The 24,976-nt window shown below is 63.1% G+C and carries 18 protein-coding genes; 4 read left to right on the top strand and 14 right to left on the bottom strand.

All coding sequences use genetic code 11. The features are described from left to right. Nucleotides 1-55 precede the first annotated feature (55 nt). The 3 genes from PMX60_RS00465 to PMX60_RS00455 all read right to left on the bottom strand — a co-directional run bounded on the left by PMX60_RS00465 (nt 56) and on the right by PMX60_RS00455 (nt 7,301). Nucleotides 56-3,688, bottom strand: coding sequence for a UvrD-helicase domain-containing protein (locus PMX60_RS00465; RefSeq protein ID WP_271746499.1), 3,633 nt, complete (start codon nt 3,686-3,688; stop codon nt 56-58). Between the two features lie 3 nt (nt 3,689-3,691). Continuing rightward, the gene (locus PMX60_RS00460; protein ID WP_271746498.1) at nt 3,692-6,781 is read right to left on the bottom strand and encodes a PD-(D/E)XK nuclease family protein; all 3,090 of its coding nucleotides are present in this window, start codon (nt 6,779-6,781) and stop codon (nt 3,692-3,694) included. A 220-nt stretch (nt 6,782-7,001) separates the two neighbouring features. Beyond that, a complete protein-coding gene (locus tag PMX60_RS00455) occupies nt 7,002-7,301 on the bottom strand; it encodes a YerC/YecD family TrpR-related protein (RefSeq protein ID WP_022094855.1) in 300 nt (99 codons plus the stop codon). A 324-nt stretch (nt 7,302-7,625) separates the two neighbouring features. On the opposite strand from PMX60_RS00455, the gene PMX60_RS00450 reads away from it, so the two are divergent. Next, nucleotides 7,626-7,991: a phage holin family protein gene (locus PMX60_RS00450; protein ID WP_035137358.1), complete on the top strand. Its 366-nt coding sequence runs from the start codon at nt 7,626-7,628 to the stop codon at nt 7,989-7,991. A gap of 141 nt (nt 7,992-8,132) precedes the next feature. On the opposite strand, the gene PMX60_RS00445 is transcribed toward PMX60_RS00450, so the two are convergent. Continuing rightward, the gene (locus PMX60_RS00445) at nt 8,133-8,561 is read right to left on the bottom strand and encodes an RrF2 family transcriptional regulator (protein WP_022094857.1); all 429 of its coding nucleotides are present in this window, start codon (nt 8,559-8,561) and stop codon (nt 8,133-8,135) included. Nucleotides 8,562-8,814: 253 nt separating this feature from the next. On the opposite strand from PMX60_RS00445, the gene cysK reads away from it, so the two are divergent. Together cysK and mnmA are read left to right on the top strand one after the other, a co-directional pair. After that, nucleotides 8,815-9,753: a cysteine synthase A gene (gene cysK, locus PMX60_RS00440; protein WP_055310201.1), complete on the top strand. Its 939-nt coding sequence runs from the start codon at nt 8,815-8,817 to the stop codon at nt 9,751-9,753. Nucleotides 9,754-9,810: 57 nt separating this feature from the next. Then, entirely contained in the window at nt 9,811-11,034 is a 1,224-nt protein-coding gene (gene mnmA, locus PMX60_RS00435; RefSeq protein ID WP_271746687.1) for a tRNA 2-thiouridine(34) synthase MnmA, read from the top strand. A gap of 136 nt (nt 11,035-11,170) precedes the next feature. Here the strand turns inward: mnmA and PMX60_RS00430 are convergent, their stop codons facing one another. The 3 genes from PMX60_RS00430 to PMX60_RS00420 all read right to left on the bottom strand — a co-directional run bounded on the left by PMX60_RS00430 (nt 11,171) and on the right by PMX60_RS00420 (nt 14,867). After that, nucleotides 11,171-12,214: a M42 family metallopeptidase gene (locus PMX60_RS00430; protein WP_271746497.1), complete on the bottom strand. Its 1,044-nt coding sequence runs from the start codon at nt 12,212-12,214 to the stop codon at nt 11,171-11,173. A gap of 604 nt (nt 12,215-12,818) precedes the next feature. Beyond that, nucleotides 12,819-13,985, bottom strand: a complete 1,167-nt coding sequence (gene fucO / locus PMX60_RS00425; RefSeq protein ID WP_035137361.1) for a lactaldehyde reductase — start codon at nt 13,983-13,985, stop codon at nt 12,819-12,821. A 165-nt stretch (nt 13,986-14,150) separates the two neighbouring features. After that, nucleotides 14,151-14,867, bottom strand: a complete 717-nt coding sequence (locus PMX60_RS00420; RefSeq protein ID WP_118377270.1) for a YoaK family protein — start codon at nt 14,865-14,867, stop codon at nt 14,151-14,153. 268 nt (nt 14,868-15,135) lie between these two features. Here PMX60_RS00420 and PMX60_RS00415 point away from each other — a divergent pair, with 268 nt between their 5' ends. Continuing rightward, a complete protein-coding gene (locus tag PMX60_RS00415) occupies nt 15,136-17,271 on the top strand; it encodes a YgiQ family radical SAM protein (protein ID WP_271746496.1) in 2,136 nt (711 codons plus the stop codon). On the opposite strand, the gene PMX60_RS00410 is transcribed toward PMX60_RS00415, so the two are convergent. The 7 genes from PMX60_RS00410 to PMX60_RS00380 form a co-directional block, all read right to left on the bottom strand. Further along, on the bottom strand, nt 17,268-18,206 hold the full coding sequence (locus PMX60_RS00410; protein ID WP_271746495.1) for a CPBP family intramembrane glutamic endopeptidase: 939 nt from the start codon (nt 18,204-18,206) through the stop codon (nt 17,268-17,270). The genes PMX60_RS00415 and PMX60_RS00410 overlap by 4 nt on opposite strands. Next, nucleotides 18,203-18,424 (bottom strand): type II toxin-antitoxin system RelB/DinJ family antitoxin, encoded by a 222-nt coding sequence (locus PMX60_RS00405; RefSeq protein ID WP_161144799.1) that lies wholly within the window; start codon nt 18,422-18,424, stop codon nt 18,203-18,205. The genes PMX60_RS00410 and PMX60_RS00405 overlap by 4 nt, the downstream gene beginning before the upstream one ends. A gap of 215 nt (nt 18,425-18,639) precedes the next feature. Beyond that, complete coding sequence (locus PMX60_RS00400; RefSeq protein WP_271746494.1) at nt 18,640-19,389, bottom strand: ATP-binding cassette domain-containing protein; 750 nt, start codon at nt 19,387-19,389, stop codon at nt 18,640-18,642. Next, on the bottom strand, nt 19,382-20,020 hold the full coding sequence (locus tag PMX60_RS00395; RefSeq protein WP_271746493.1) for an ABC transporter permease: 639 nt from the start codon (nt 20,018-20,020) through the stop codon (nt 19,382-19,384). The genes PMX60_RS00400 and PMX60_RS00395 overlap by 8 nt, the downstream gene beginning before the upstream one ends. Nucleotides 20,021-20,023: 3 nt before the next feature. Then, nucleotides 20,024-21,082 (bottom strand): ABC transporter substrate-binding protein, encoded by a 1,059-nt coding sequence (locus tag PMX60_RS00390; protein ID WP_271746492.1) that lies wholly within the window; start codon nt 21,080-21,082, stop codon nt 20,024-20,026. Between the two features lie 2 nt (nt 21,083-21,084). Continuing rightward, complete coding sequence (locus tag PMX60_RS00385; RefSeq protein WP_271746491.1) at nt 21,085-22,896, bottom strand: [FeFe] hydrogenase, group A; 1,812 nt, start codon at nt 22,894-22,896, stop codon at nt 21,085-21,087. Further along, complete coding sequence (locus PMX60_RS00380; protein WP_271746490.1) at nt 22,890-24,722, bottom strand: NAD(P)-binding protein; 1,833 nt, start codon at nt 24,720-24,722, stop codon at nt 22,890-22,892. Before PMX60_RS00380 ends, PMX60_RS00385 begins: the two co-directional genes overlap by 7 nt. Nucleotides 24,723-24,976 lie beyond the last annotated feature (254 nt).

Below are 24,976 nucleotides of genomic sequence, written 5' to 3'. Positions count from 1 at the left end.
TTTGGCGGCTTTTTTGGCCAAAACAGTCCGTATTCCACCGCAAGTTATCTGAGGGCTAGAAGTTGTAGGTGACCACTTGAGGTTCGGCGGGTTCGACGAAGAGGGTCGGATCCGGCTGCTCCACGCGGACGAACTTGACGGTCACGGCCTCAAAGCCCGCCTTGTGCAACACGTCGGCGTAAACGCGCGCCTGCAGGGCGTGCTTCTCGAGCAGCTGGTCCGGCGTCTCGTCCGGCGTGCCGCCCGTCTTGTAATCAATGACCAGGGCGCGCGACGGATCGGCCGGGTCGGTGGCCAGTGCATCGATGGCGCCCTCGGCATAGGCACCGTAGCGAGCGATGTCCTCGTCCTCGCAGCCCAGCGAAAAGAACGGCACCTCGGCGCGAACGCACGGCCACGCGAGCAGGTCGGCACGAACAGCCGACTTGAGCCAGCGGTCCAGGGCAACGTCGAAGCGTTCGCGCTGCTCCGGCGTCAGGCGCCACAAGCGTGCCAGCGCATCGGCACGCGCGGCGGGCAACGCGTCGGCACCCATCTCGATGAGCCACTGGCAGGCGGCGTGGAAGGCCGAGCCCAGCGCCATGGGATTGCCGGCGGGCTCGACAGCGGCCACGTCTGCATCCGTCATCTCCGAGCCATCCGACTCCGCATCATCGCCAGCCTCGTCCATGGGAACACGAGCCTCGGCGGCACGGTCTTCCGTCTCGGCATGGAGTGCCGCGGCGATTGACGAGTAGCTATACGAGTCACGCATCGGATACGGACAGATGCCCATGCGCACGCCCACCGCCTGGGGATACACGAGCTCAAACGCATCGGGCTTGGGGTCGGCAGGACCGGGGACGATTGTACTGGCCGAATCGTCGGCAGCATCTGCATCGGCATCGCCACGAACAAGCCTGCCCTCGGCATCCAGCGAAGCGTTGGCCTCAAACGCCTGCTCGCCAAAGGTAAAGCCCGCGAGCGAAATGAGCTCGTAGTCGCCCAGATGGGAGTTGTCGAACACCAGGCGGTCGGCATCGAGCTGCGGCATATCCAGAGCGTCGGTCGGCAAAATACGGCGCAGCACATCGTAGGTCAGATCGGTCTCGACATCGAAGGTCGGCGCCGTCACCTTGCCGCGGCTCACGCCGGCATCCATCGCCAGAATGACCAGCTCACGCGCTCGCGTCATGGCGACATAGAGCAGACGAGCCCGCTCCTCGAGCGAAAGCTGCAGGTCGTCGTTGCGCAGGCGAGCAAATGCCTCGGCGGGAGAACCCGTCGCACAGACGTCCTCCATGAGCTCCGGCGGCAGCCACAGCGACGTGCCCTTGCCCTTAAACGCGTGCTCAAACTGCTTTTTGACGTCGTCACCCTTCACAAAGGTACCGTCGGCGAGCTTAACGCCGCCGAAGCGTGCCGGCAGTGCCACGACCTGCGCTCCGCCCTCGACGCGACCCATCTGTGCCGCACCCGAGGACTTACGCACGCCAAAGCACTCGGCGACCGCCACGACCGGATATTCCAGACCCTTGGAGGCATGCACCGTCATGATGCGCACCGCGCCGTCGCCTTCCTCGTTGAGGGCACCTGGGGCTTCCTTGCCCGCCAAGAAGCGGTCGAAGGCCAGCGCGATGGAACGCGGCGAGTTGCCGAACTCGGCCTCCTCCTCGGCCACGGCGTCGAGTGCCTTGAGCACGTTGGCGGCAATGGCCTTGCCCTCGGGACCACGCTGTGCCAGACGTACAAACCAGCCGGAGGCGTTGACCACGTCGTGCGCGATGGCGGCGAACGAATCGCGGCCCACGCGACGAAGCGCATACCGCAGCACCTCGCGGGCGCGCGTCACGAGCGGCAAGTCTTGCAAACCCGGCACATCGGAATCGCTCATGATGCCCGCATCGATGTTGCGGCGCGACGTCTCGCCCGTCTGATCGTCGAGTTTGGTCGCCAGCGCCAGGAACTCCTGGGCGCCGAGTGCAAACATCGGCGAGGCGAGCAGCGGCATAAGGCCCTGCGCCGTATCGGCCGGATTGGCGAGCGCACAAACCAGGGCGCGCACCGTCTGCACCTCGGCTGCTTGGGCAAAGACCGAGCCGCCCGCGATGACGCAGTCGAGCCCCTGGTCGCGGAAGGCCTGGGCGTAGACGTCGGCGTTGGTCATGCGGCCCAGCAGCAGCACCATGCCGCCCTGGGGCTGGCCGGCATCGGCAAGCGCGCGGAATCGCTCGGCGATCGCACGGGCCTTGGCCTGTGTGCGTTCCTGCGTACTGCCGCCGGCAACAAAGAGGGCCTGGCGACGCGAGGCGTCTGCCACCAGCGTGTCCTTGCGGCCGTCGCTCGCCTCAAGATCCAAAAAGCCCTGCATCAGGCCGCCGTCATCGCCGTCGAAGACGCGTGCCACGTAACGCAGTACCTCGTCGTGGCTGCGGAAGTTGCGCACGAGTTTGACGAGTTCGCCGGCAGGGGCGTCGACCACGGCAGTCGCCTCGGGCGCGGCAGACGAGCCCACCTTGCGCTCCTGACGACGGAACACCTCGACCTCGGCGCCACGGAAGCGATAGATGGACTGCTGCGCATCGCCCACGGTGCACAGCGCGCGCTCCCCCGCACCCGTCAGGTAACGGATCAGATCGACCTGCATCTGGTCGGTATCCTGAAACTCATCGATCATGACCATCTTAAAGCGGCCCTCGTACGCAGCACGGATGGCAGGGTAATCGCGCAGGGCCTCGTAAGCCATACGCAGCAGGTCGTTATTATCGAGGGCGGACTGGCCAGCCTTCAGCGCGCGATACTCGGCCTCCACGGAACGGGCCAGGCCCACCAGCGCATCGAGCGCCGGGCCACCACAGGCAAGCACGATATTGATAAATGCATCGGCGGCCTCTGCCTTGAGCAGTTCGGCCTGCTCCTTGGGGAATGCCTTGCTCGCCCGCGGCATGCCGCACGACATCATGAGTCGCGCCGCATCGACCATGGTCTTGTCGCTCGCCTCGAACGCGTCGATGGCATCGAGCGCCGCCTGCGCCTTCTCGGTCGAGGACTTGCTTGCGCCCAGCGCCGCGCGATAGGCATCGGCGAGCGCCGAGGTATCGGCCTGGCCGCGCGCCACGCGCACGTCGTCCATACCGCCCGGCAACTGGCTCGACAGCTCCAGCAGGTCGCGCACCAGGCCCTTGATGGTCGTGCCGGTGCCAAAGGAACCGCCCTCGCCCGCCATGGGATACCAGGCATAGAGGGCCTTGAGCGATGCCGCGAGCTCGGGGGCGGCATCGGGTGCCGTCGCGCGGGCCAGCACGTGCTCAACAGCCTGGTCCATAAGCTCGTCGGTATCGGTGAGCACCGTGAACTCGGGGTCGATGCCCAGCTCCAGCGCATGCGCGCGCAGGATACGCGAGCACATGCCGTGAATGGTCGAGATCCACGCGTCGTCGACGGTCAGTGCCTCCTCGTCCATGCCCTCGTCGATAAGCGCACGGCGCACGCGGTCGCGAATCTCGGCCGCGGCATCTTTGGTAAAGGTAATGGCGAGCACCTGGTCCAGATGCTCAACGAACGGACCGGATTCGGGCGAGAGCGCATAGACGATGCGGCGCGTGAGGGTAAAGGTCTTACCCGAACCGGCGCCCGCCGAGACAAACAGCGGGCGGTCGAGCGTTTTGACAATCTGCAGCTGTTGCGGCATCAAAGTCGAAAGATCCATGGTCTACACGTCCCTCCTTACAAACGTTCCTTCGTGGTTATACGAGCAGCGCGCATGCGCGGCCTGAGCCGACGCCGGGTCGACGGCGGCAACGTTGCCCGCCTCGAGCTCGCGCAGGCGCTCGGCGATGCCGGCCTCCACGCGATCGAGCAGGGCATCGAAGTCCATGCTGCCGCCCTCGCCCGGGAAGCCCTTCTTGAGGCCCGGGATGCGACCGTCACCGCGCTCTTCCTCGAGCAACTCGGCGCTCGCCGCACCGCGCAGCGCGGGCTTGCCGCCCTTGGTCGAAAAATAGAGCGCTGCACGGGTATCCAAGCCCAGTGCCCGACGCATGGCCTGCGCGTAGATGAGCGTTTGGGTATGGGGCGGCAGCCAGCGCGGGTCGTCGATGGGAGCCTCGCCCGTCTCCTCGTCACGCACCGTGGGGTCGGCAAGCTTAAACTCCTCAACGCCCGAACGATGCTTGTAGTCGATTACCACGGCGCGGTTCTCGGCGTCCACATCCACGCGGTCGATGCGCCCGCCGAGCGGCCAACCGGCATACTCGACCTTAAGCTCATTAAAGGCGAACTCAAGGTAGCGTGGCGCAAAGGGGGCAAGTGCCTCGGACTCGTAGGCGAGCACGCCTTCCAGCTGCGGCAGAATCTCGGCCACCTGACGTTCCTCTACCGGAGAGAGCGGCACGAGCGGACCCTCGGCACCGCGCTTGCCGGCGTGCTCGGCCAAGGTCTCGTCAAAGACCTCGCGCAGCAGCTCCTGTGCGCGCGGCAGGTTCTCGGGCGTCACGCGCTCCATGCCCTCTTGGGGCAGACGGGCATGCAGATGCTCCAGCACGTCGTGGACAAAGTTGCCCTTCTCCATGTTGCCAAAGCCCGCGTCGATAGACTGGGGCTTGACGCGATACGACACGAACCAGCACAGTGGGCAGGTAGAATAGGCCTCGATCTGCGAGGCGGACGTCAGACGCGGCACGAGCGGCGCGTCCTCGCCCTCGCCATCGCGACGGCGCAGGACCAGATACGGAATGGCTTCATCGCTCAGATGCTGAGGAGCTTCGCAGGTCACGCGCTCGCGCCTAAAACCTTCGCCTGCAGCGGGATCAAAGTCGGCGATGATATCGCCCTCGCCCACGCGCGTGGGCTTGGCAGCGCCAGCGGCCTCGGCATGTGCCCGCAGCTCGGTCCATACGGCTGCCGGGTAGCACTCGCGCGCCTGGCGATCGTGCGTCACGCGGGCGAGCGCGACCGGACCGCTCGCCGCCTGCATCGCACGGCCAAAGCGCACGCGCAGCAGGGCGGCGGGCTCCAAAGACACGCCGTCGCGGCGCAGCTCGGCCGTCAATGTGGCAAGCGGGCCCTCTTCGTGCGAAAGCGGATAGCTGTCCAGGTCGACATCGGCAAACAGCACGGCATCGTAGCCGCCAGGACGCAAAACCGACGCATCGGCAAGCGACACGAAGCGCACTTGTGCCCGTGGCGTGCGATCGACCTCGTAGGTCGCGTAATCGTAAGCGGTACTGCGCTTGTCCACCTTGGTTCGAACGCCGTCGAGAACCGGCACGGTCGCGGCCTGCGACACGTCGAGTGCGCGAGCATCGTTCATAAGGATGTCGATGACATGACGCAGCAGAGCCGTCTCTGCCTGGCGACGGGCCTGGCCGTCAAGGCCGCCTAGGGCGCGATCGGGCAGCGCCTCGGCAACGGCGAGCATGGCCTTGAGCGCCGTCACGGGTTTGTCGCGCCACAGCGCCTGAAACACGTCCGAGACCACGCATGGCACGTTCTTAAACCAGTTATCTTCGCTAGCGGCCTTGCGGGCGCCCCTCACCTGGCCCTGCACGCTCTGCAGCAGGCTCTTGACGCCCGCAGTGGTTTTGTTGCGCGACAGGCGCATGTTCTTGTCGAAGCCGCGGGCGCTCGCGGCGTCGGCACCCGAAAGCGGGCTATAAATCCAGTCGGTAAGCTCTGAAGCGGGCCACCACTCGGTCTTGGAAGCGGTGCCCTCGTCGGCGGCTTTCATACGCTCGATCAGGTTGGCGAGCGCCGTAAACTGCCTGCCCGCGATGGACTGGGAAAACGCCGTGAACTCAGTCGTCTCGGCCGCAATGTGACGCGCCGCCAGACGAGAGGCGAGTTCGCCGAACAGCTGGGGTGCCCGGGCAGAAACAACGAGCACGCGCACGGGGTCGGCAGAAGCGCCGTCGACCTCGGAACCCCGGCACGTTTTTACCAGATCATCAATTGCGTCCGCATAAGCATGAGCACGGGCATGGGGGCCAGCGACCTCAATAAAGGCAGGCTGAGCGGCGGTCCCGTAAGCGGCATCAGACGCGCCGACACCCTCCCCTAGCGGCGCGATCTCAAACAACACATCGCGGGCATCAAATGCCGTGGCAAGCTCCTCGCGCATCGCCGCCTGCTCGCGGGCAAGCAGCACGACGACCTCTCCCCCATTGTTCGCCACGGCAGACAGCAGCTCGAGCAGACCGTGCGTAAACGACGTGATACCGCGCACGCATACGGCGCGAGTGCACGCCGGCAGACTATCGGCCAGGACACTGGTCATAATGTCAGCTGCCTCGCAGGGCTCAACCATATCTCGACGGTCCAAACCGCCCGCGTAGGCGCGCAAAAGCTCGAACAAACGAGCCTCGGCATCGCTTTTTGGCTCAGGCTGGCAGTTGTCGCCACGGCATCGTTCGGCACCCGTCCCCGCAACGCCCGGCAACACGTCGCGGGCCATGCGCGCGAGCATGCGCACTGTGCCCTGGCTGCGCGAAAGCGGCTGCAGAGCGGCGTCGTCGCGGCGGTCGATCATGTCCGAGAACAGCATCTGGCGCTGAAGGTTGTCCACAAAGCTGCGGCCATCGCCCATAAGCTCCCACAGCGAGCTGAGCCACGATGTGGGCGTCTTGTAGTCGACACCCAGTGAAACCCCGGCTTCCGCCGCATCATGGCGGCACAGGTCGAGCTCGGCAAATGTTGGCGCCAACAGAACAGCGCGCCCGTGGCGGGCAACCAGGTCGGCCAGTAGCGCCGCCTCGGCATCGCTCAAATCCGTGCCGGCATTGGTGGTATAGATTCGAACAGGCATGGTCCTCCGCTCAAACTGTTCGCAATAATCAATGCATCCATCCTACCCGCCCAAGCGGACAGATTTGCCCCACGCCAACAGATTTGATCCCTTGAGGACGGAGGAAAATGGATCACAGAGGGGGTCAGTCTAACCCGGTGATTCGTTTTCCTCCGTCCCCAAGGGATCAAAAAACCGCCCCCGGAGGGACGGTTCTTCGTAATTCAATGTTGTCGCTGGCCTACTCGCCATCCTCCAACTTAATGAGGATCTTGCGGTAGCCACCGTACTCGCCGTTCAGCGCCTTTGAAACGCGGCTCACCGTGGTGGACGAAGCGCCGGTACGGGCCTGAACCTCAACATAAGGCTCGCCCTCGTCCAAATAGCGCGCAACCTGCAAACGCTGAGAAAGGTCGCAAATCTCGCGCGGCGTGCAGATATCGGTCAAAAACGCTTGGATATCCTTCTCGTCGTCCAAAAGGCTAAATGCGTGGACCAGCTGCTTGACATCAGGCTTGTCAAACATGTTCTCGATATTCATCGATCACCGCCAAACCCGCCAAAAGGCATCGAAGTTGATACTGACATCGGGCATCGTTCACCCGTTCTATGCAATAGGGCAACGCCTGTGGCTTTTGCCCGTAGCAGTGTAGCACACCACCAAACTAAAGCGACAAGACTCTCTGCCAGCGGCGCGTTTTTCAGGACGAACGCCGTTTAGAAACCATATGCGCACGTAAGCTCCACGAATATTTGAGACAATGGGCGCCCAAACACCGCGGCGCGCCCGCGCAACCATCCAGGTCGCCGCCGTAAGCCGCTTCACGCGACGCCAGCAATCCCGGCGCAAGAAAGGATTCACGCCATGCGCTTTATGCTTAACTGGCTCTTCACCTCGATCGCCATCGCGATCGCCACGTTTCTCGTCCCCGGTATCCAACCCTTCGGCTTTGCCGAGACCTGGGTCTGCTTTGCCTTTGTGGGACTGTTCCTGAACATTGTCGATTCGTTCGTCAAACCGTTCCTCACGGTCATCTCGCTGCCGCTCACGATCATTACGCTGGGCATTTTCCAGCTTGTCGTCAACAGCTTTATGCTTGAGCTCGCGAGTTACCTGTCGGTCAACCTGCTGGGCGTCGGCATCTCCATCGCCAGCTTTGGATCGGCCTTTATGGGCAGCATCCTGGTGTCCATCACGCGCAGCATCCTCGACAGCATCGCCGAGGACTAAAACGGCCATTCCGGCCGTGTCCGTCTCAACAGCCCAAAACGAAGGCCGCCCATCGCAAAAATGGGCGGCCTTCTTATTTGCCAAGTCTCAAAGGGCGAGAAAATCTACCATTTCCACCCCGTCCCCAAATGCAGGTGTGGGTTAGATGACGTAGTCGTAGCCATGGTTGGGAGCGACAAGTTGATCGAGCGTCACACCGTCGAGGTAGTCGTTGATGAGCTTGTCCAGGTTCTTCCACACGTCGAGCGTGGGGCACTCATCCGAACGCGAGCAGCCCTTGCAGTCGCCATCCAGGCAGGCGACCGGCGCCAGACTGCCCTCGGTCAGGCGCAAGATCTCGCCCACCGTGTATTGCTCGGGCGGGCGCGTGAGCACATAGCCGCCGCCCTTGCCGCGCATGCCCGAGAGCATGTTGGCGCGCACGAGCGTAGCCAAAATGTTCTCGAGATATTTCTCGGAAATCCCCTGTCGCGCCGCGATCTCTTTGAGCGGGATGCGACCGGCTGCCTGGTGCTCGGCCAGATCGACCATAACGCGCAGGGCATATCTGCCCTTAGTAGAAACCAACATGTATAGTGCTGCCTTTCGGTCATTTAGTCCGTAGAAATTCTAGCCGAAATATTGGTTTTGAAAATACCCGTTCCGGTCAAGATGGTTAATCGACTCGTAATAATCTTCTATTTCCTATTGCGTTACTAGGCTTTACTGTCTACTATGCTTGCCAACAGCAAAACGAACAACCCATAAGGTTTGTGGGTTTCGCTGCTACACACACCGTAAAACCACACGGTATCCAGTCATTTGAACACTTTGGAGGTTCACCATGAGCAATGTTTACACGTCCATCGATCAGCTTATCGGCCACACTCCGCTTCTGGAGCTCACTCACTTTGAGGCCGATGAGGACCTCAAGGCCCGCGTGCTCGTCAAGCTGGAATACTTCAACCCCGCCGGCTCCGTCAAAGACCGCGTCGCCAAGAACATGATCGACGAGGCCGAGAAGGCCGGCAAGCTCGTGCGCGGCGGCGACTACACCATCATCGAGCCCACGAGTGGCAACACCGGCGTCGGCATCGCCTCGGTGGCGGCGGCTCGCGGCTACAAGGTGATCATCACCATGCCCGAGACTATGTCCGTCGAACGCCGCAAGCTTATGCAGGCATATGGCGCACAGCTCGTGCTCACCGACGGTTCCAAGGGCATGAAGGGCGCCATCGCCAAGGCCGAGGAACTGCAGAAGGAGACGCCAAACAGCATCATCGCCGGCCAGTTTGTGAACCCCGCCAACCCCGCCATCCACAAGGCCACGACCGGCCCCGAGATCTGGGATGACACCGACGGCGAGGTCGACATCTTCGTCGCCGGCGTTGGAACCGGCGGCACCGTGACCGGCGTGGGTGAGTTCCTTAAGGAGCAGAACCCCGAAATCAAGGTCGTCGCCGTCGAGCCCGCCACTTCCCCGGTGCTCTCCAAGGGCCAAGCCGGCCCGCACAAGATCCAGGGTATCGGCGCCGGTTTTGTGCCCGACGTCCTCGACACCCAGGTCTATGACGAGATCATCCCCGTCGAGAACGACGACGCCTTTGCGACCGGCCGCGCCGTGGGCCACAAGGAGGGCGTGCTCGTGGGCATTTCGTCCGGCGCCGCCGTGTGGGCCGCGCTGCAGCTGGCCAAGCGCCCCGAGAACGAGGGCAAGACCATCGTGGCCCTGCTTGCCGACACCGGCGAGCGCTACCTGTCCACGGCGCTCTTCCAGGACTAGGGCCTGTCGCCCATAGGTTGAGCCCACGGACGAGCCGGTCTCCTCTCTCCCGGCAGTCTGAGCCCATCCAATCAGGGTGTCCCACGAGACGCCCGAACTTGCTACAATGTCTGCGGCGCGGAACCAGCCTCCCGCGCCGCTTTTCTTTTTTGGCCACATGCCACCAAGGAGAACCTCCCCATGCACAACAAGCGCGTGCTCGTCGCCATGAGCGGCGGCGTCGATTCCAGCGTGACCGCGTACCTGCTCAAAAGCCAGGGCTACGAATGCGTCGGCGCCACCATGCGCCTCACCTGCCCCGCGCCCGATCCCGCCACGGGCATGAGTAAGGTCGACCGCGACATCGCCGATGCGAAGGCCGTCGCCGAGCGTCTGGGGATACCCCACCATGTGCTCGACTTGCAGCAGACCTTCGACCACAGCGTTATCGAGCGCTTTGTGAACGCCTACCAGGAGGGGCTGACGCCCAACCCGTGCATCATCTGCAACCGCCACATAAAGTTTGGCACGTTGCTCGGTGCGGCGCTGGACATGGGCTGCGACTACATCGCAACGGGTCATTACGCCAAAACAAGCCAGACAGTAGACGGCACCTGGCAGCTGCATCGCGGCGAAGATCCCAAAAAGGACCAGAGCTACTTTTTATATTCGCTTACGCAGGAGCGCCTGGCGCACACGATCTTTCCGCTGGCAGGCCTAGACAAAGAGCGCGACGTGCGCCGCATAGCCGCCGAGCAAGGCTTTACCAACGCCCAGAAGGCCGAAAGCGAGGACATCTGCTTTATTCCAGACGGTGACTACGCGGGCTATATCGAGCGCCGCTGCGGACATCCCGCTGCACCGGGCGACATTGTGTGGCGCGACGGCAGCGTGGTCGGACGCCATAACGGCGCGTTGCGCTATACCATCGGCCAGCGCAAGGGCTTGGGCGTCGCGATGGCGCATCCCGTGTATGTGACGGGCGTCGATGCCGCCAACAACACCGTGCATCTGGGCGAGGCCGAGGACCTAACGGCCACAGCACTCACGGCCGACGACTGGATCTGGAGCGCCCCTGCCGACCGCATGGAGGCAGAACTCGATGCCGGCGGCATTCGCGTGGGCGCCAAGTACCGTTACCGTCAGAAAGACCAAGCAGCGACCCTTACGCGCGGCGAAGACGGGCAAATGCTGCTGACTTTTGACGAGCCGCAGCGAGCCATCGCCCCCGGCCAGGCCGTTGTAGTCTACCACGGCGACATCGTCCTCGGCGGCGGCACGGTGACCGGCGCACTTAAGTAGCCCCATCCCCTTCATAAATTGCGGTGAAATAGGGACTGTTTAAGCGTTTAAAACCGCCAAACAGTCCCTATTTCACCGCAACTTAGAGAGGACGGCCTCGGTCGGTACTGCCGTATCAGCCGAGGCCGCTGCATCGCTAGCGCTGTACGTAGGCGCGGACGAGCTCGAAGGTGTTGCGCACGCCGTCCATGTGGCTACGCTCGTAGTTGTGGCTCGCATACACGCCGGGGCCGATCAGACCATGGCGAATGTCGTAGCCGGCAGAGAGCGTGGCTTCGACGTCCGAACCGTAATGCGGATACACGTCGATAGCGTAATCGAGCTCAAGCTCGCGCGCGATATTGGACAGCGCCGTCACCAGGTCGTAGTTGTACGGACCGCCCGAATCCTTGGCGCAGATCGACACCATGTGCTCGGTGCAGCCTAGGTCGTCGCCCACGCAGCCCATGTCAACGCTGATCATCTCGCGCGTGTCGGCCGGCACGAAGGCGCCGCCGTGACCCACCTCCTCGTACACGGTAAAGAGCAGCGAAACCTTACGCGAAAGCGTCACCTCGCCAGCGGCGACGGCACGCGCCAAGCCCAACAAAATGGCGGCCGATAGCTTGTCATCCAGGAAGCGGCTCTTAATGTAGCCGCTCTCCGTCACCGTCGTGCGAGGATCCATAGCGATGATGTCGCCGGTCTGAATACCCAGCTCGAGCACATCGTCCTTGCTGTCGACGTTCTCGTCGAGCAAGATCTCCATGTTCTTCTCGATGGTCTTGACCGGCTCGTCGGCCACGTGCGCCGAAGGCTCGGTGTTAAGAACCACGCCCGTGTAGACATTGCCGTCGCGCGTGTAGACGGTGCAGTTCTCGCCATCGGCCGTAGACCACTGATGCCCACCGAGCGTCGTGGGGCGCAGGCGGCCATTGTCCTTAATGGAACGCACCATGGCGCCTAGGGTATCGACATGGCTCGCCAGTACGAGCGGCTCGCCCTCGCCGCCAAGCTCAACGAGCACGTTACCCTTATTAGAACGCTCAGGCCCAAACCCCATATCGCGCAGGGTCTCCATCAGATAATCAGTCGCCGCACGAGTAAACCCCGTAGGCGAAGCGATAGAAGTCAGCGTCTTAAGCTGTCCTGCGATATAGGAGAGCGTCTCCTCTAGAGAAGCATCAATATTAGAAGTCATATGCATCCTTCCAAGTAAAACTAAGACCGAGTCCCGATTTTAACCGTTCTGCACGTGCAATGCCCCAGGAGCCGAGCCGCCTCCAGACGTCCCCGCACCGGTTTTGTGCACGTGCACGGTTTACAATCTCAATCTTGCATAAATCCTATTGGTATTTGCATAGAAATGAGGCATCTTTTTGCTTCGTCTCAGGGTGCCCCACCTTGGACCGTGCAAAAAACGGAGTATTCAGCACCGTGGGCCCCAACGGCCCCATCACGAACGACAAAACGACGCGGTTACAGCAGTGTTGCAGGTCGTCGCAAAGCAGAAACTCAGTAACAACCCCCTCCACTCATCGATAGCCCGCCCACAATGGCTGTCGATGGGCGCCTGCGGATCACTACCGCCCATTCACAACGTTATGCATTTTTAAGAGCTTGTTGAATACTCCCAAAAATGCACGCAGGGAAGTGCACCACCTATCCGCAGCGGGCAGTACGCCTTGGTTTTGTCCGTCTCAGGGCATCGACGCAGCACAAAAAGCCCCGCCGTGCGTAGCACGGCGGGGCCAGCGGCACGTCAAAAGACCATACACCTACGGGCGAAGGACCACCAAACTGGGCTAGGCAGCCGGGCAGATCTTCTTGAAGAGCTCGATGACGTCGTCGAGCGTTGCCTCGCGCGGGTTACCCGGGAAACAAGCGTCGGCCATGGCGTCCTTGGCCAGGACCTCGATCTCGTCAGCCTTCATGGCCTCGCAGACGTGCGGGATGTTCACGTCGGCGGAGAGCTGCTTGACGGCGGCGATGGCGGCGTCGGCGGCCTCGGCGGTGCTCATGCCCGTGGTGTCAACGCCCATGGCGACGGCAACCTTGGCCAGGCGCTCAGCGCAAACCGGCTTGTTGAACTCCATGGCGATCGGCAGCAGCATGGCGCAAGCGACGCCGTGCGGGGTGTCGTAGTGAGCGGACAGGGTGTGAGCCATGGCGTGGTCGATGCCCAGGCCAACGTTGGAGAAGCCCATGCCGGCGACATACTGGCCAAGGGCCATGCCCTCGCGGCCGGAGCCGGGCTGGCCGGACTTGGCCTCGGCGACGGAGTCACGCAGGTTCTCGCTGATCAGCTTAATAGCCTCAAAGTGGAACATGTCAGAGAGCTCCCAAGCACCCTTGGTGGTGTAGCCCTCGATGGCGTGGGTCAGAGCGTCCATACCAGTGGAAGCGGTCAGGCCGGCGGGCATGGAAGCCATCATGTCGGGGTCGACGACGGCGACCTCGGGGGCGTCGTTGGTGTCGACGCACACGAACTTGCGGACCTTCTCGGGGTCGGTGATGACGTAGTTGATGGTCACCTCGGCAGCGGTACCGGCGGTCGTCGGCACGGCGATGGTGAACACGGCGTGGTTCTTAGTGGGAGCAACGCCCTCGAGGCTGCGGACATCGGCGAACTCGGGGTTGTTGATGATGATGCCGATGGCCTTGGCGGTGTCCATGGAGGAGCCGCCACCGATGGTCACGATAGCGTCAGCCTCGGCGGCCTTGAAGGCCTCGACGCCGTCCTTGACGTTCTGAATCGTGGGGTTGGGCTTGATCTCGGAGTAGAGGCTCCAAGCGATGCCGGCGGCGTCGAGCTCGTCGGTCACCTTAGCGGTAACGCCAAACTTGACCAGATCGGGGTCGGAGCAGACGAAGATCTTCTTGTAGCCGCGACGCTGGAGCTCGCCGGGGATCTCCTTGATGGCGCCGGAACCATGATAAGAGATGGTATTGAGAACGAAACGATTAGCCATTGATAGCCTCCCATCGTGTGCGGGGCATCCATTACGCTCCACGCTATGAGTCCCATCCTAACGCTTTTGAAACAAAAAACGCGTGAGAACGTCAAACTATTTAAAGCGTTTCAACAGACGATGAAAAATATTGCGGCAAAGGGACAGCCCCTTTGCCGCATTCGGTTACTTTCGGCAGCCCTCTTTCCAAGCCTCGGCCGCAACCTTCCAGCGTAAGCGCAAGTCGCGCTCGCGGTCGATGAACATGATGGCAAACGCGACAAACAGCAGCAAGCTCGCCACGACGATGGCGTGCAGGCCCATGCGCTCAATGCACCAGTTGCCCAACACGGCGCCAAACACAAAGGTAAAGATCACGCCAAAGTACAGCAGGCCGTTTTCCAAAAAGCCGCGCCTGTGGGTGATGATGTAATCGTCCACGTTTTGCAGCGCGTTGCGCAAGTTGCCGATACACATGGTCGTAGCGATGCCGTGACCGTGGATCTTGCGGAAGCTCTCAACTTGCATGCCGCAGGCAAACGAGGTAAGGCAGTTGGCGAGCAGGTTGTAACCGCCACCGGGGATAAAGCTCACGCCCAGCAAGATAACGGCTTCAAAAAACACCGTCACCTGGCGCCAGTGAATCACGCTGCCAAACCGCTCGTGCACCAAGTCGGCAAGCATAATGCCCACGGCAAACGACACCACGGGGAAGAAATAGCGTCCCGCCAGCGCCCAGTTGCCCTCCGAGATGCTCACGCCCACGAGCAGGATGTTGCCTGTCTGCGCGTTGGCGAAAACATGGTCGCGCCCAATGTACGAATACACGTCCATAAAGCCACCGGCGAGCGCCAAGATGATGCCCAGCTCAATAGACTCCGATATCTGTTTGGCACGCTGCATCGTCGTGCATCCTCCTTGTTGACGACTCTCTCGTGCGTTGGCGGAAACATAGCCGCCGTTCATACTGTAACCCATTGACAACATGGCGTGCGCGCGAGACGGGTTCTCCAACGCGCAGATACACAGTCTGGAAACAAACAGCGGGCGCGGCGCCGACACCCGCACCGACACGCCGATCCGCCAGCCCATGTACTCCACCAGTCTTTTTAGCGCCGTCCCAAAAAGACTGGTTACAATTACGTGCAGCATACTAACAACGGGAGGAATCGTGGCAAAAAAGCCCCAGGACGCTCAGCACAACCAGCACGGCAAGCATGCCCAGCGCGGCCAGCAGCAAAAGCGCGGCGGCAAGGCCCAGGGCGGCCACGCCGCTCATACCCCGGCAGCGCCCGCCCGTCCCTGGCGCCCGGGCCGCGATAAGTTCCTCCCCGTCAGCCGCGCCGATATGGACGCGCGCGGCTGGGACCAGTGTGACTTCGTCTACATCTGCGGCGACGCCTACGTGGACCACCCCAGCTTTGGTATGGCCATCATCAGCCGCGTACTCGACGCGCACGGCTACAAAGTGGGCATCATCTGCCAACCCGACTGGACCGATCCCGCCAGCATCAGCGTGCTCGGTGAGCCACGCCTGGGCTTTTTGGTCAGTGCCGGCAACATGGACTCCATGGTCAACCACTATTCGGTGACCAAGCACCGCCGCCACACCGACGCCTATACCCCCGGCGGCGAGGAAGGTCACCGCCCCAACCGTGCCGTCACGGTCTACGGCAATCTCATCCGTCAGACGTTCAAGGACGCCCCCATCATCATCGGCGGCATCGAGGCGAGCCTGCGCCGCCTGGCCCACTACGACTACTGGCAGGATAAGCTCAAGCGCTCGGTGCTGCTCGACTCGGGCGCCGACATCCTCATCTACGGCATGGGCGAGCACGCGATCGTCGAGATCGCCGACGCGCTCGACGCGGGGCTGCCCATCGATCAGATTACCTATATCAATGGCACCGTCTACCGCACCAGCTCGCTCGACGAGGTCTACGACTACGACCTGCTGCCCAGCTGGGACGACCTTGCCGCCGACAAGCTCAACTACGCGCGCAGCTTTAACGTGCAGCAACAGAATATGGACCCCATCACCGGGCATCGCCTGGTAGAGCCCTACCCCAACAGCGTCTATGTGGTGCAAAACCCGCCGTCGGCGACGCTCACTACCGATGAGATGGACGAGGTGGCCGAACTCCCCTACGCACGCGACTGGCATCCCGATTACGACGCGGCGGGCGGCGTGCCGGCCTTTGCTGAGATCAAGTTTTCCATAAGCTCCAACCGCGGCTGTTTTGGTGAGTGCTCGTTTTGCGCCCTCACCTTCCACCAGGGCCGCGTGTTGCAGATGCGCAGCCACGACTCGATCATGCGCGAGGCCGAGCTGCTCACGCGCGATCCCGAGTTTAAGGGCTATATCAACGACGTGGGCGGACCGACGGCCAACTTTAGCCGCCCCGCCTGCGACAAGCAGCTCAAGCACGGCGTGTGCAAGAACAAGCGCTGCCTGTGGCCGAGCGTGTGCAAGAACATGGTGGTCGACGAGACCGGCTACACGCAGCTGCTGCGCGACCTGCGCCAGCTGCCGGGCGTCAAGAAGGTCTTCGTCCGCAGCGGCATCCGCTTTGACTACACCATGGCCGATGCCTCGGACGAGTTTTTGCGCGAGCTGCTGGAACACCATGTCTCGGGCCAGCTGCGCGTAGCGCCCGAGCACGTGAGCGACGCGGTACTGTCCGTGATGGGCAAGCCGAGCCGAGCTGTCTACGACGCATTCTGCCGTAAATTTGAACGCTTGAATCGCGAATACGGACTCAAGCAGTACGTGGTGCCGTATCTGATCTCGAGCCACCCCGGCTCGACCATGAAGGAAGCCGTGGACCTTGCCGAAGCCGTGCGCGACATGGGTTACATGCCCGAGCAGGTGCAGGACTTCTACCCCACACCGTCCACCATGTCGACGTGCATGTACTACACCGGCGTGGACCCGCGCACCATGAAACCGATCTATGTGGCGCGCGACCCGCACGAGAAGGCCATGCAGCGCGCGCTCATCCAGTATCGCAAGCCCGAGAACTACAAGCTGGTACGCGAGGCGCTGGAAAAGGCTTGCCGTCGCGACCTGATCGGCTACACCAAGCATTGCCTGATCCGTCCCGTGCCGCCGCGCCCGGGCGAGACGTCTGCTGGCGGTGGGCATGGCGCAGGCAAGAAGGGCGGCAAGGCCCACGGTGGCGCCGCTGGCAAGGGGCCTAAGGGCAGCAAGGGGCACAGCGGCATGTCGCGCGCGCAGAACACTGCCGGGCGCAACCGTGCAGCTCAGGGGCGTCAGGGTGCCAACGGAGGCGGCAGGCGCAACTAGGGAAGCGGTGCGCTCGCTGCGTCCATCCCACACGCGTGGCGCAGCGAGCGCATCGCCTCAACGAGGATGACGCCGGCGATAGCGACCGTAATTGCCACATCGAGCGGCGTGTTCACAAACCAGAGCAACGTCATGAGATACGACCCGGCATTAAAGGCAAAGTGCAGCAGGATCGTGTAGCGGAGCTTTCCGGTCGTCACGAGCACCCAACCAAAGATGAGGCCGGCGGCGCCGGCGTAGCAGCCCTGCACCCAGTTCATATGCATAAAGCCAAAGATGGCCGCCTGCAGCACAATCGCCGCGGCGATACCCCACGTGCTTGGGGCCGCCCAGGGCACCATGGCGCCGCCTTGCGCGCTCGCACGACGCCGGCGCTTCCAAAGTGGGCGGCACTGCGGATTAAACGCTCGGAGCGAAAACTCAAAAATAATGCCGCGCACCAGCAGCTCTTCACAAAATGGGGCGCCGAGCACCGTAGTCAGGACGGCGAGATAGCTGGTGTCGCCCATGCCTGTTTCCTCGACAAGCTCGCTGTAGTCGGCCGCGGCCTCGGGCAACAGCGACAGCGCGGCGTCGGTCACGTAACCAACGACCACCTGCAGGGCAAGGCCAATCACGATAACGCAGGCGATGCGTTTCCACGCCCCACGCGCTCCCCCGCCGAGCGGGTGCTCGCTTTGCCGGCGTGCCATAAACGAACGCGGCCACAGATAACGCCACCACAGCAGCGCCATCAAAAACGACGCCATCTGCGCGGCAGCCTGAAGCAATTGAATGCCGAGGTCATCGATCGAAAAACCCATGAACACTGACGCGACGCCCAGAGCGGAAAACAAAACCACGCTCAGGGCAATATCGGCAGCGACGACGCCAAAACAGGCAAGCGCCCAAATCATCGCATTGAGCATGCCGACCTCCTCCCGACGACTAGTCATTGGGGACGTTCTTCAACGACTAGCTGTTGAGGACACTCTTTGCCAAAGGCCCCGTTGGGCGAGATGTCAAACGGAAAGGTGCCGCAGCGATTGAACGCGGCGATAAACATGCGGATGGCGTTGGACGGCGTGGTGCCCACGAGCTGAGTTGCCGCCGCGAAGGCTGCCTTCTCCTCGGGCAAGACCTTCGCGACTACGGGGGTCATGTGTTCTGCCATGGCGCTTCCTTTTTGAAACGACGGTAGTGCGGATAGATGCGGGCCACGCGGCTGGGCGACGGGCTGTGAAGGCAACCCGATTGGCCCGCATCCGGAGTTTGTTTCTGCGGCGTTGGTATTACTTGGTATTCCTAAATATTACCCCGCAGATAGAATACCACACCCGACCCCATGGGAACGGAGGAAAACGAATCATTTTGTAGCTGAGTTAGTATTTAGAGCGTGATGATGTCCGAGATATCGAGGGCCTGAGCGTCGGCGACATCGTGCGTGGCGAGCAGGAGCATGCGGCCGTCGAGCAGGTCGAGCACGACCTCGGCGCATGCGTCGCGTGCGGCGGTATCTAGACCGGTAAAGGGCTCGTCCAGAATAACGGCGCCGCCCGGGCACAGCAGGGCTCGGGCAATCTCGACGCGACGGCGCTGCCCGCCCGAGAGCTCGGCCACACGAGCATGTACATCGATCCCCGGTACCAGCAGGTGCAACAGGGCTGCGGCACTCGAGGCGTCCACGTGCGCGTCGGCACACGCCAGTACGTTATCCAAGGCAGAAGCGTCCTCGACCAGGCGTACATCCTGAAACACCATCGAGCACGGCGCGCACTCCCCCGCCGCCAGCGCAAGCAACGTCGACTTGCCCACACCCGAGGCGCCCATCACGCAGGTACGTCCACCGGCGGGCACACGAAGCGCCAGACCGTCGAGCGCCGCCGCCCAGGGCGCACGATCGCCCACGGCAAGCGCAAGCTCCGCCGCAGCGCCTGCGCCAGCAGAGTCGCCCGAATGCCCGCGAGTACCACGCCCATGTGCCCACACGGCAGCACGCCACGCCGCGGGCCCCGAAGCTCGCAGCAACCACACCAGCACGCGCTCGCACGCCCACGAGGCAGCAACGACCAACACGGTCCACGCCAGCAGGTCCGCCGTCTCGATGAGCAGCTTTGCCTGATAGATGCGCTCACCCACGGTGCCCCACCGCCATGCCGATCAGCTCCGCCGCCACGCCGGCCTTCCAGCTCATGCCAATCACGGCGCGGGAACACGAAAGCACAAACGGCAGGACCTCGCGCCAGGTGTGGGCGCAAAACAGACGCCAACCCCGCACGCCATGCAGACGAAACATCTGCTCCAGCGGCTTATCCGCTTGCGCCAAGCCCTCGACCAGCGAAAAATACACGCCCGGAAGTGCCATCAAAAAGACCGCCGCAATGCTCACGCGCGCCGACCCCAACCAAATGAGCAGCAGGACCACCACGCAGGCAACCGGTGTCGCCTTAACAAACGAAAGCGCCGGCGCCACCAAGCGGGCAAACGTCAGCGATCGCACCGAGACTCCCGCCAGTACGCCGCCGCACACCGCGGCAAGCGCCAGCCCGCCCAAGATTCGCGCACCCGAGCCTGCCAGAATCGCCCATGTGCCGGCATCGCATACCAGTCGCAGCAACGCCACCACGACAGCGCCCGGCCCCGGCAAAATCAACGGCTGCGCCACGAAACCCGCCATCAGCACCCACACGGCAAGCCAAAAGGCGGCAACGGCACCTGCTGCCGCCACCGCCTTCATACGCTCTGTCATTTGTCGAGCAAACGCACGCACGGGCTACTCCATGTAGTAGAAATCGTCAGCCGGGAGCTTGCCGCCCACGGCGCTCGCGTCCGCATCGGCCAGCACCTGCAGGTACCCACCGAGCGCCGCCTTCATATCCCTCCCCGTCTGGCACACGAGCATGCACCCGGGAATCGCCTTTTCGGCAATCGCGGCGTTATCCACGATATCCGCATCGACCACGGCCTGAGCCCAGTCCGCCGGCGCCGCGTTCACGGCCTCAACGCTCGCAGCATGGCAGCTCAGGAATTCCGCCACGGCCTCGGGATGCTCCTCGGCAAAGGCACGGCGCACCACGGTCACGCCCGTCAGCAGGCGCGAGCCCGTGTCACCCGCCAGCTCATCCCACACATCGGTCAGGCTTACCGGAGCCGACAACTTGCCTTCGCTCTTTGCGATGGCAGCGGTCTTGAACGGCTCGGGCAGCACGCCCACGGCAGACGGATCGGCAAGCAGGGCCGACAGCACCTCGGTGGGCTCGCTCTTAAACTCAAGCGCCACCTGGCCGGTCAGGCCCGCGCGCTCCAACAGGTAGTTCATGACGTACTCCGGCGTGGTGCCCTTGCCCGTCATGTAGACGGTATGGCCCGCCAGATCGCCAAACGAAGTAACGTCCGCGTTACCCGTCACCACGTTCAGCACGCCCAGCGTGTTGATATCGATGACCTGCACCGCACCCTCGGTCTTGTTGTAGAGTACGCTCGCCACGTTGGCGGGCACCAGGGCGATATCGATATCGCCCTGAATGACCTTGGGCACAATCTCGTCGGCGGCAGTGTTGATCGCAAAGTCGAACTCATTGTCCGTGGCACCGTCGGCCGCCTGGTCCATAAACTGCACCAGCCCAATCGACGTCGGACCCTTGAGCGAGGCGACGTGCACCTCAACCGGCTCGGCAGCGGCACCGTCAGCGGCAGACCCGGCAGCCGAGCCCGCGGCAGACCCGGCACCGGCAGCCCCGCCGCCACAGCCCGCGAGCGCAAGCGACAGGGCGCCCGCGGCGAGCGCCGAGGCAAATCCTCGGCGCGTCATCTCAGCATCAAACGCACGCATCGCTAGCACGCCCCCTCGTTGGGCATCGTCCACGCATGATGGTCGGTATGCAGCAACTCCTCGGCCAGCGGCGAGAGCGGCGCACCCAAGAACTCGCGATAGCATGCCTGAACATCGGGGTTCTCGTGCGAGAAGCGAATGTCCGCAGCGGCGTCCAGGCCCCACAGCACCTGACCGCGCTCGGCTGCCAGCTCGCAGCCGTCGTGAATGGGCTGACCGCCGCCACCGACGCAGCCGCCCGGGCACGCCATAACCTCAACGAAGTCATAGCTCACACGGCCGTCGCGAATCGCGTCGAGCAGGCGGGCGGCGTTGCCCAGCCCGTGTGCCACGGCGACGCGCACCTTAGTGCCATCGATATCGGCGACGGCTTCCTTCCAGCCGTCGAGTCCGCGCACGTCGGTAAAGAAATCGGCATCCGGGTTCTTGCCCGTCACCAGGTAATAGGCCGAGCGCACAGCGGCTTCCATCACACCGCCCGTGGCGCCAAAGATCACGCCTGCGCCCGTGCCAAAGCCCAGCGGCGTGTCGAGCGGCTCCTCGACCAGCGTGTCCACGCTCACGTGGCTCGCGCGGATCATGCGCACCATCTCGCGCACCGTCAGCGCAACGTCCACGTCGGGCGTGCCGTCCTCGCCCACCATGCTCGGCAGCGCACACTCGGCCTTCTTGGCCGTGCACGGCATAACGGACACCACGAACAAGCGCTCGGGCTCCACGCCCAGCACCTTGGCGTAGTAGGTCTTGGCGATGGCGTCGAACATCTGCTGCGGCGACTTTGACGTGGAAAGGCTGTCGACAAACTCCGGATAGCGCGCCTTCACAAAGCGCACCCAGCCCGGGCAGCAGCTCGTAAACATGGGCCAGCCGCGACTGTCACCCTCGCCCTTGGCGACGGCGCCCAGGCGCTCGAGCAGCTCGGAGCCCTCCTCCATAATGGTGAGGTCGGCCGAGAAATCGGTGTCGAACACGTACTCAAAGCCAACGCGGCGCAGCGCGCAAGCCAGGCGCTCAACGGTGGCCTCCTCGCGCGGAATGCCGAGTTCCTCGCCCCAGGCGCTGCGCACGGCAGGCGCGATCTGCACCAGCACGATCTTGTCGGGATTAGCGAGCGCGTCAAACACGGTCTCGGTATCGTCGCGCTCGCGCAGTGCGCCCGTCGGACAATGCGTAATGCACTGGCCGCACGCGACGCAATCGGTCTTGCCGATCGGTGCGCGCCCGCGGGTACCCACGGCGGTATGTGTGGCGCGGTTGGTCAGGTCCCAAATCCCTAGGCCCTGCACGCTCTCGCACACCTTGATGCAGCGCATGCATTTAATGCACTTGTCGTTTTCGCGGATGATGGGGAAATCGAAATCCCAGCCCTCGCCCGCCAAATGCCTTTGATACGGCAGATAGAAAATGCCCAGGTCGTTGGCGATGGTCTGCAGGTTGCAGTTGCCGCTGCGCACGCAGCTCGTGCACTGCGAATCGTGCTGGGACAGCAGCAGCTGCACGTTGGTGCGACGGGCCTCGCGGGCCTTGGGGCTGTTGGTGTGGACCACCATGCCGTCGAGCACGTAGTTGTTGCAGGCGGCAACCAGCTGGTCGCAGCCCTCAACCTCGACCACGCACACGCGGCAGCCACCGATCTCGTTCAGATCGCGCAGATAGCACAGGGTGGGAATCTGGATGCCGACGGACTTGGCCGCATCCAGGATCGTGGTATGCTCGGGAACCACGACCTCGCAATTATCGATAGTGAGCTTGACCATGTTGTGCGCTCCGTTTTCGCTGTTGTCGCCGACGGTGGTTTTGTTGAGCTCTACCATTCCAGGTTCCTCCCTCCGCGGAACGCGCCAAAGCCAAAGTGGTCGCAGCGCAGGCAGCGGCTCGCCTCCTGGCGCGCCTCCTGCTCGGTGAGACCCTGCTCGACCAGATTCCAATCGTGAATGCGCTCGCCGGCCTCGCGCTCGCTCAGCTCGCAGCGGCCGCACTCGTGCTTGCCCTTAAACTGCACGGTCGGCAGCTCAACGTCGAGCTTGATCTTGTGGTCGAAGCCCAGGTAGCGGTCGATATTTGCCGAAGCCACGCGGCCGGCGTTGATGGCCCGGATGACGGTGGCGGGGCCGGTCTGGCAGTCGCCGCCGCTAAAGAGGCCATCGAAGTTAGGCACGGCGCCGTCCGAATCGGTGACCACGCAGCCCCACTTGCAGGCGATGCCCATGTCCTCAAACGGCTTGGAATCGATGTCCTGGCCAATGGCCACGAACACGCGCTCGCAGGGAATGACGCGCTCGGGCGTGGCGGCGGCACGCGGGGCCGGACGCCCACGACGGGGCTCACCGATAATCTGCGGCTGCACGCGCAGGCCACTCACGCGACCTTCCTCGCCCGTCTCGATAGCGAGCGGGGCGGTGAGCTCCAGAACCTCGCAGCCCTCGGCCTGGGCGCCGGCAATCTCGGCATCCTGGGCCGTCATGTCGCAGATTCGACGGCGGTAGACGATGCTCACCTTTTCGGCACCGCAGCGCACGGCAGAGCGAGCCACGTCCATGGCCACGTTGCCGCCGCCGATGACGCACACGCGCTGGCCGCTCAGGTCGGGCAGCTCGTCGTCTCCAATGGCACGCAGCATCTTGACGGCCGACTCCACACCGAGCGCCTCTTCGCCCGGAAGGCCGAGCTTCTTATCGTTGTGGGCGCCAATGGCCAGGTAAACGGCATCGAACTCGTCGCGCAGGCGGGCAAGCTCCTCGCCGTTGACGGAGTGGTCGAGTTCCACGTCGATGCCGGCGCTCAAGATCCAGTCGATCTCGGCCTGCAGGCGCTCGCGCGGCAGACGGTAGCTCGGAATGCCATAGCGCAGCATGCCGCCCAGGTGGTGGCGCTGCTCATAGATGGTCACCTTATGGCCCATCACGGCCAGGTAGTAGGCGCAGGAAAGGCCGGCCGGGCCGCCGCCGATCACGGCGATGCGCTTGCCGGTATTGTCGGCCACGCTGGGCTTGTAATCGTTGAGGTCACTGTGCTCAACGGCAAAGCGCTTGAGGGCGAGGATGTTCATGGGGTCGTCGACCATGCCACGGCGGCAATGCATCTCGCAGGGATGCTCGCACACCAGGCCGCAGACGAGCGGCAGCGGGTTATTCTTGCGGATGACCTTGACGGCATCGGCATAGCGGCCGGCCTCGACGAGCGAAATGTACCCGGGAATGTCGACGTGCGCCGGACAGCCCGAGACACACGGGACGCGGGCCTCGCGGTCAAAGCCGCAGGAGTGCTCGCGAATGTGATGCTCAAAATCGTCGCGGAAGCCGCGAATGGCCGTGAGCGCCATGGCGCCGGCCTCGTAGCCGATGGCGCAATCGCTCGAAAGGTAGATGGTGCGGGCCGTGCGCTCAATCAGGTTGAGTGTGGACTCATCGGCGCGCCCTTCGAGCACATCGGCGAGCAGGTCGCTCAGCGCGCTTAGGCCCACGCGGCAGGGCGTGCACTTGCCGCAGCTCTGGGTGGAGCACAGGTTGACGAGCGCTGCCGTAAACTCCACGGGACACGGGGCGAGCGAGCTCACCGCCAGACGACGTCCGAGCGCATCGTGCAGGTCGTCCATGACGGCCTGAGCGTGGCTGCGTTCCATTACATGCAGTCGAGCCATAAGATCCCCTCTCACATGGCAGCCCGGAGGCGAGGCCGGGCGAAGTTGCTACACGCACAACACTGACCTAAAAAGTTGTTAGGTCTCCACGCAGTTCGGCAGGCGGCATGAAATGTCACCCTCAGCGGTGAAATAGAACATTACCGCAGATAAATGCCATATTTGATAAAACGCGTTACCAAATTGCAATATTCAATGTGAAAAAGAGCGCCTTACTATTTTTCCTTTTTGATCCGTTTTCCTCCGTCCCCTTC

Origin of the sequence: Collinsella aerofaciens, assembly GCF_028206995.1 — a bacterium.
GTDB lineage: Bacteria > Actinomycetota > Coriobacteriia > Coriobacteriales > Coriobacteriaceae > Collinsella > Collinsella aerofaciens_AQ.
Note: the sequence above shows the minus strand (reverse complement) of the source record. Positions and strands in the feature narration are given on the sequence as shown.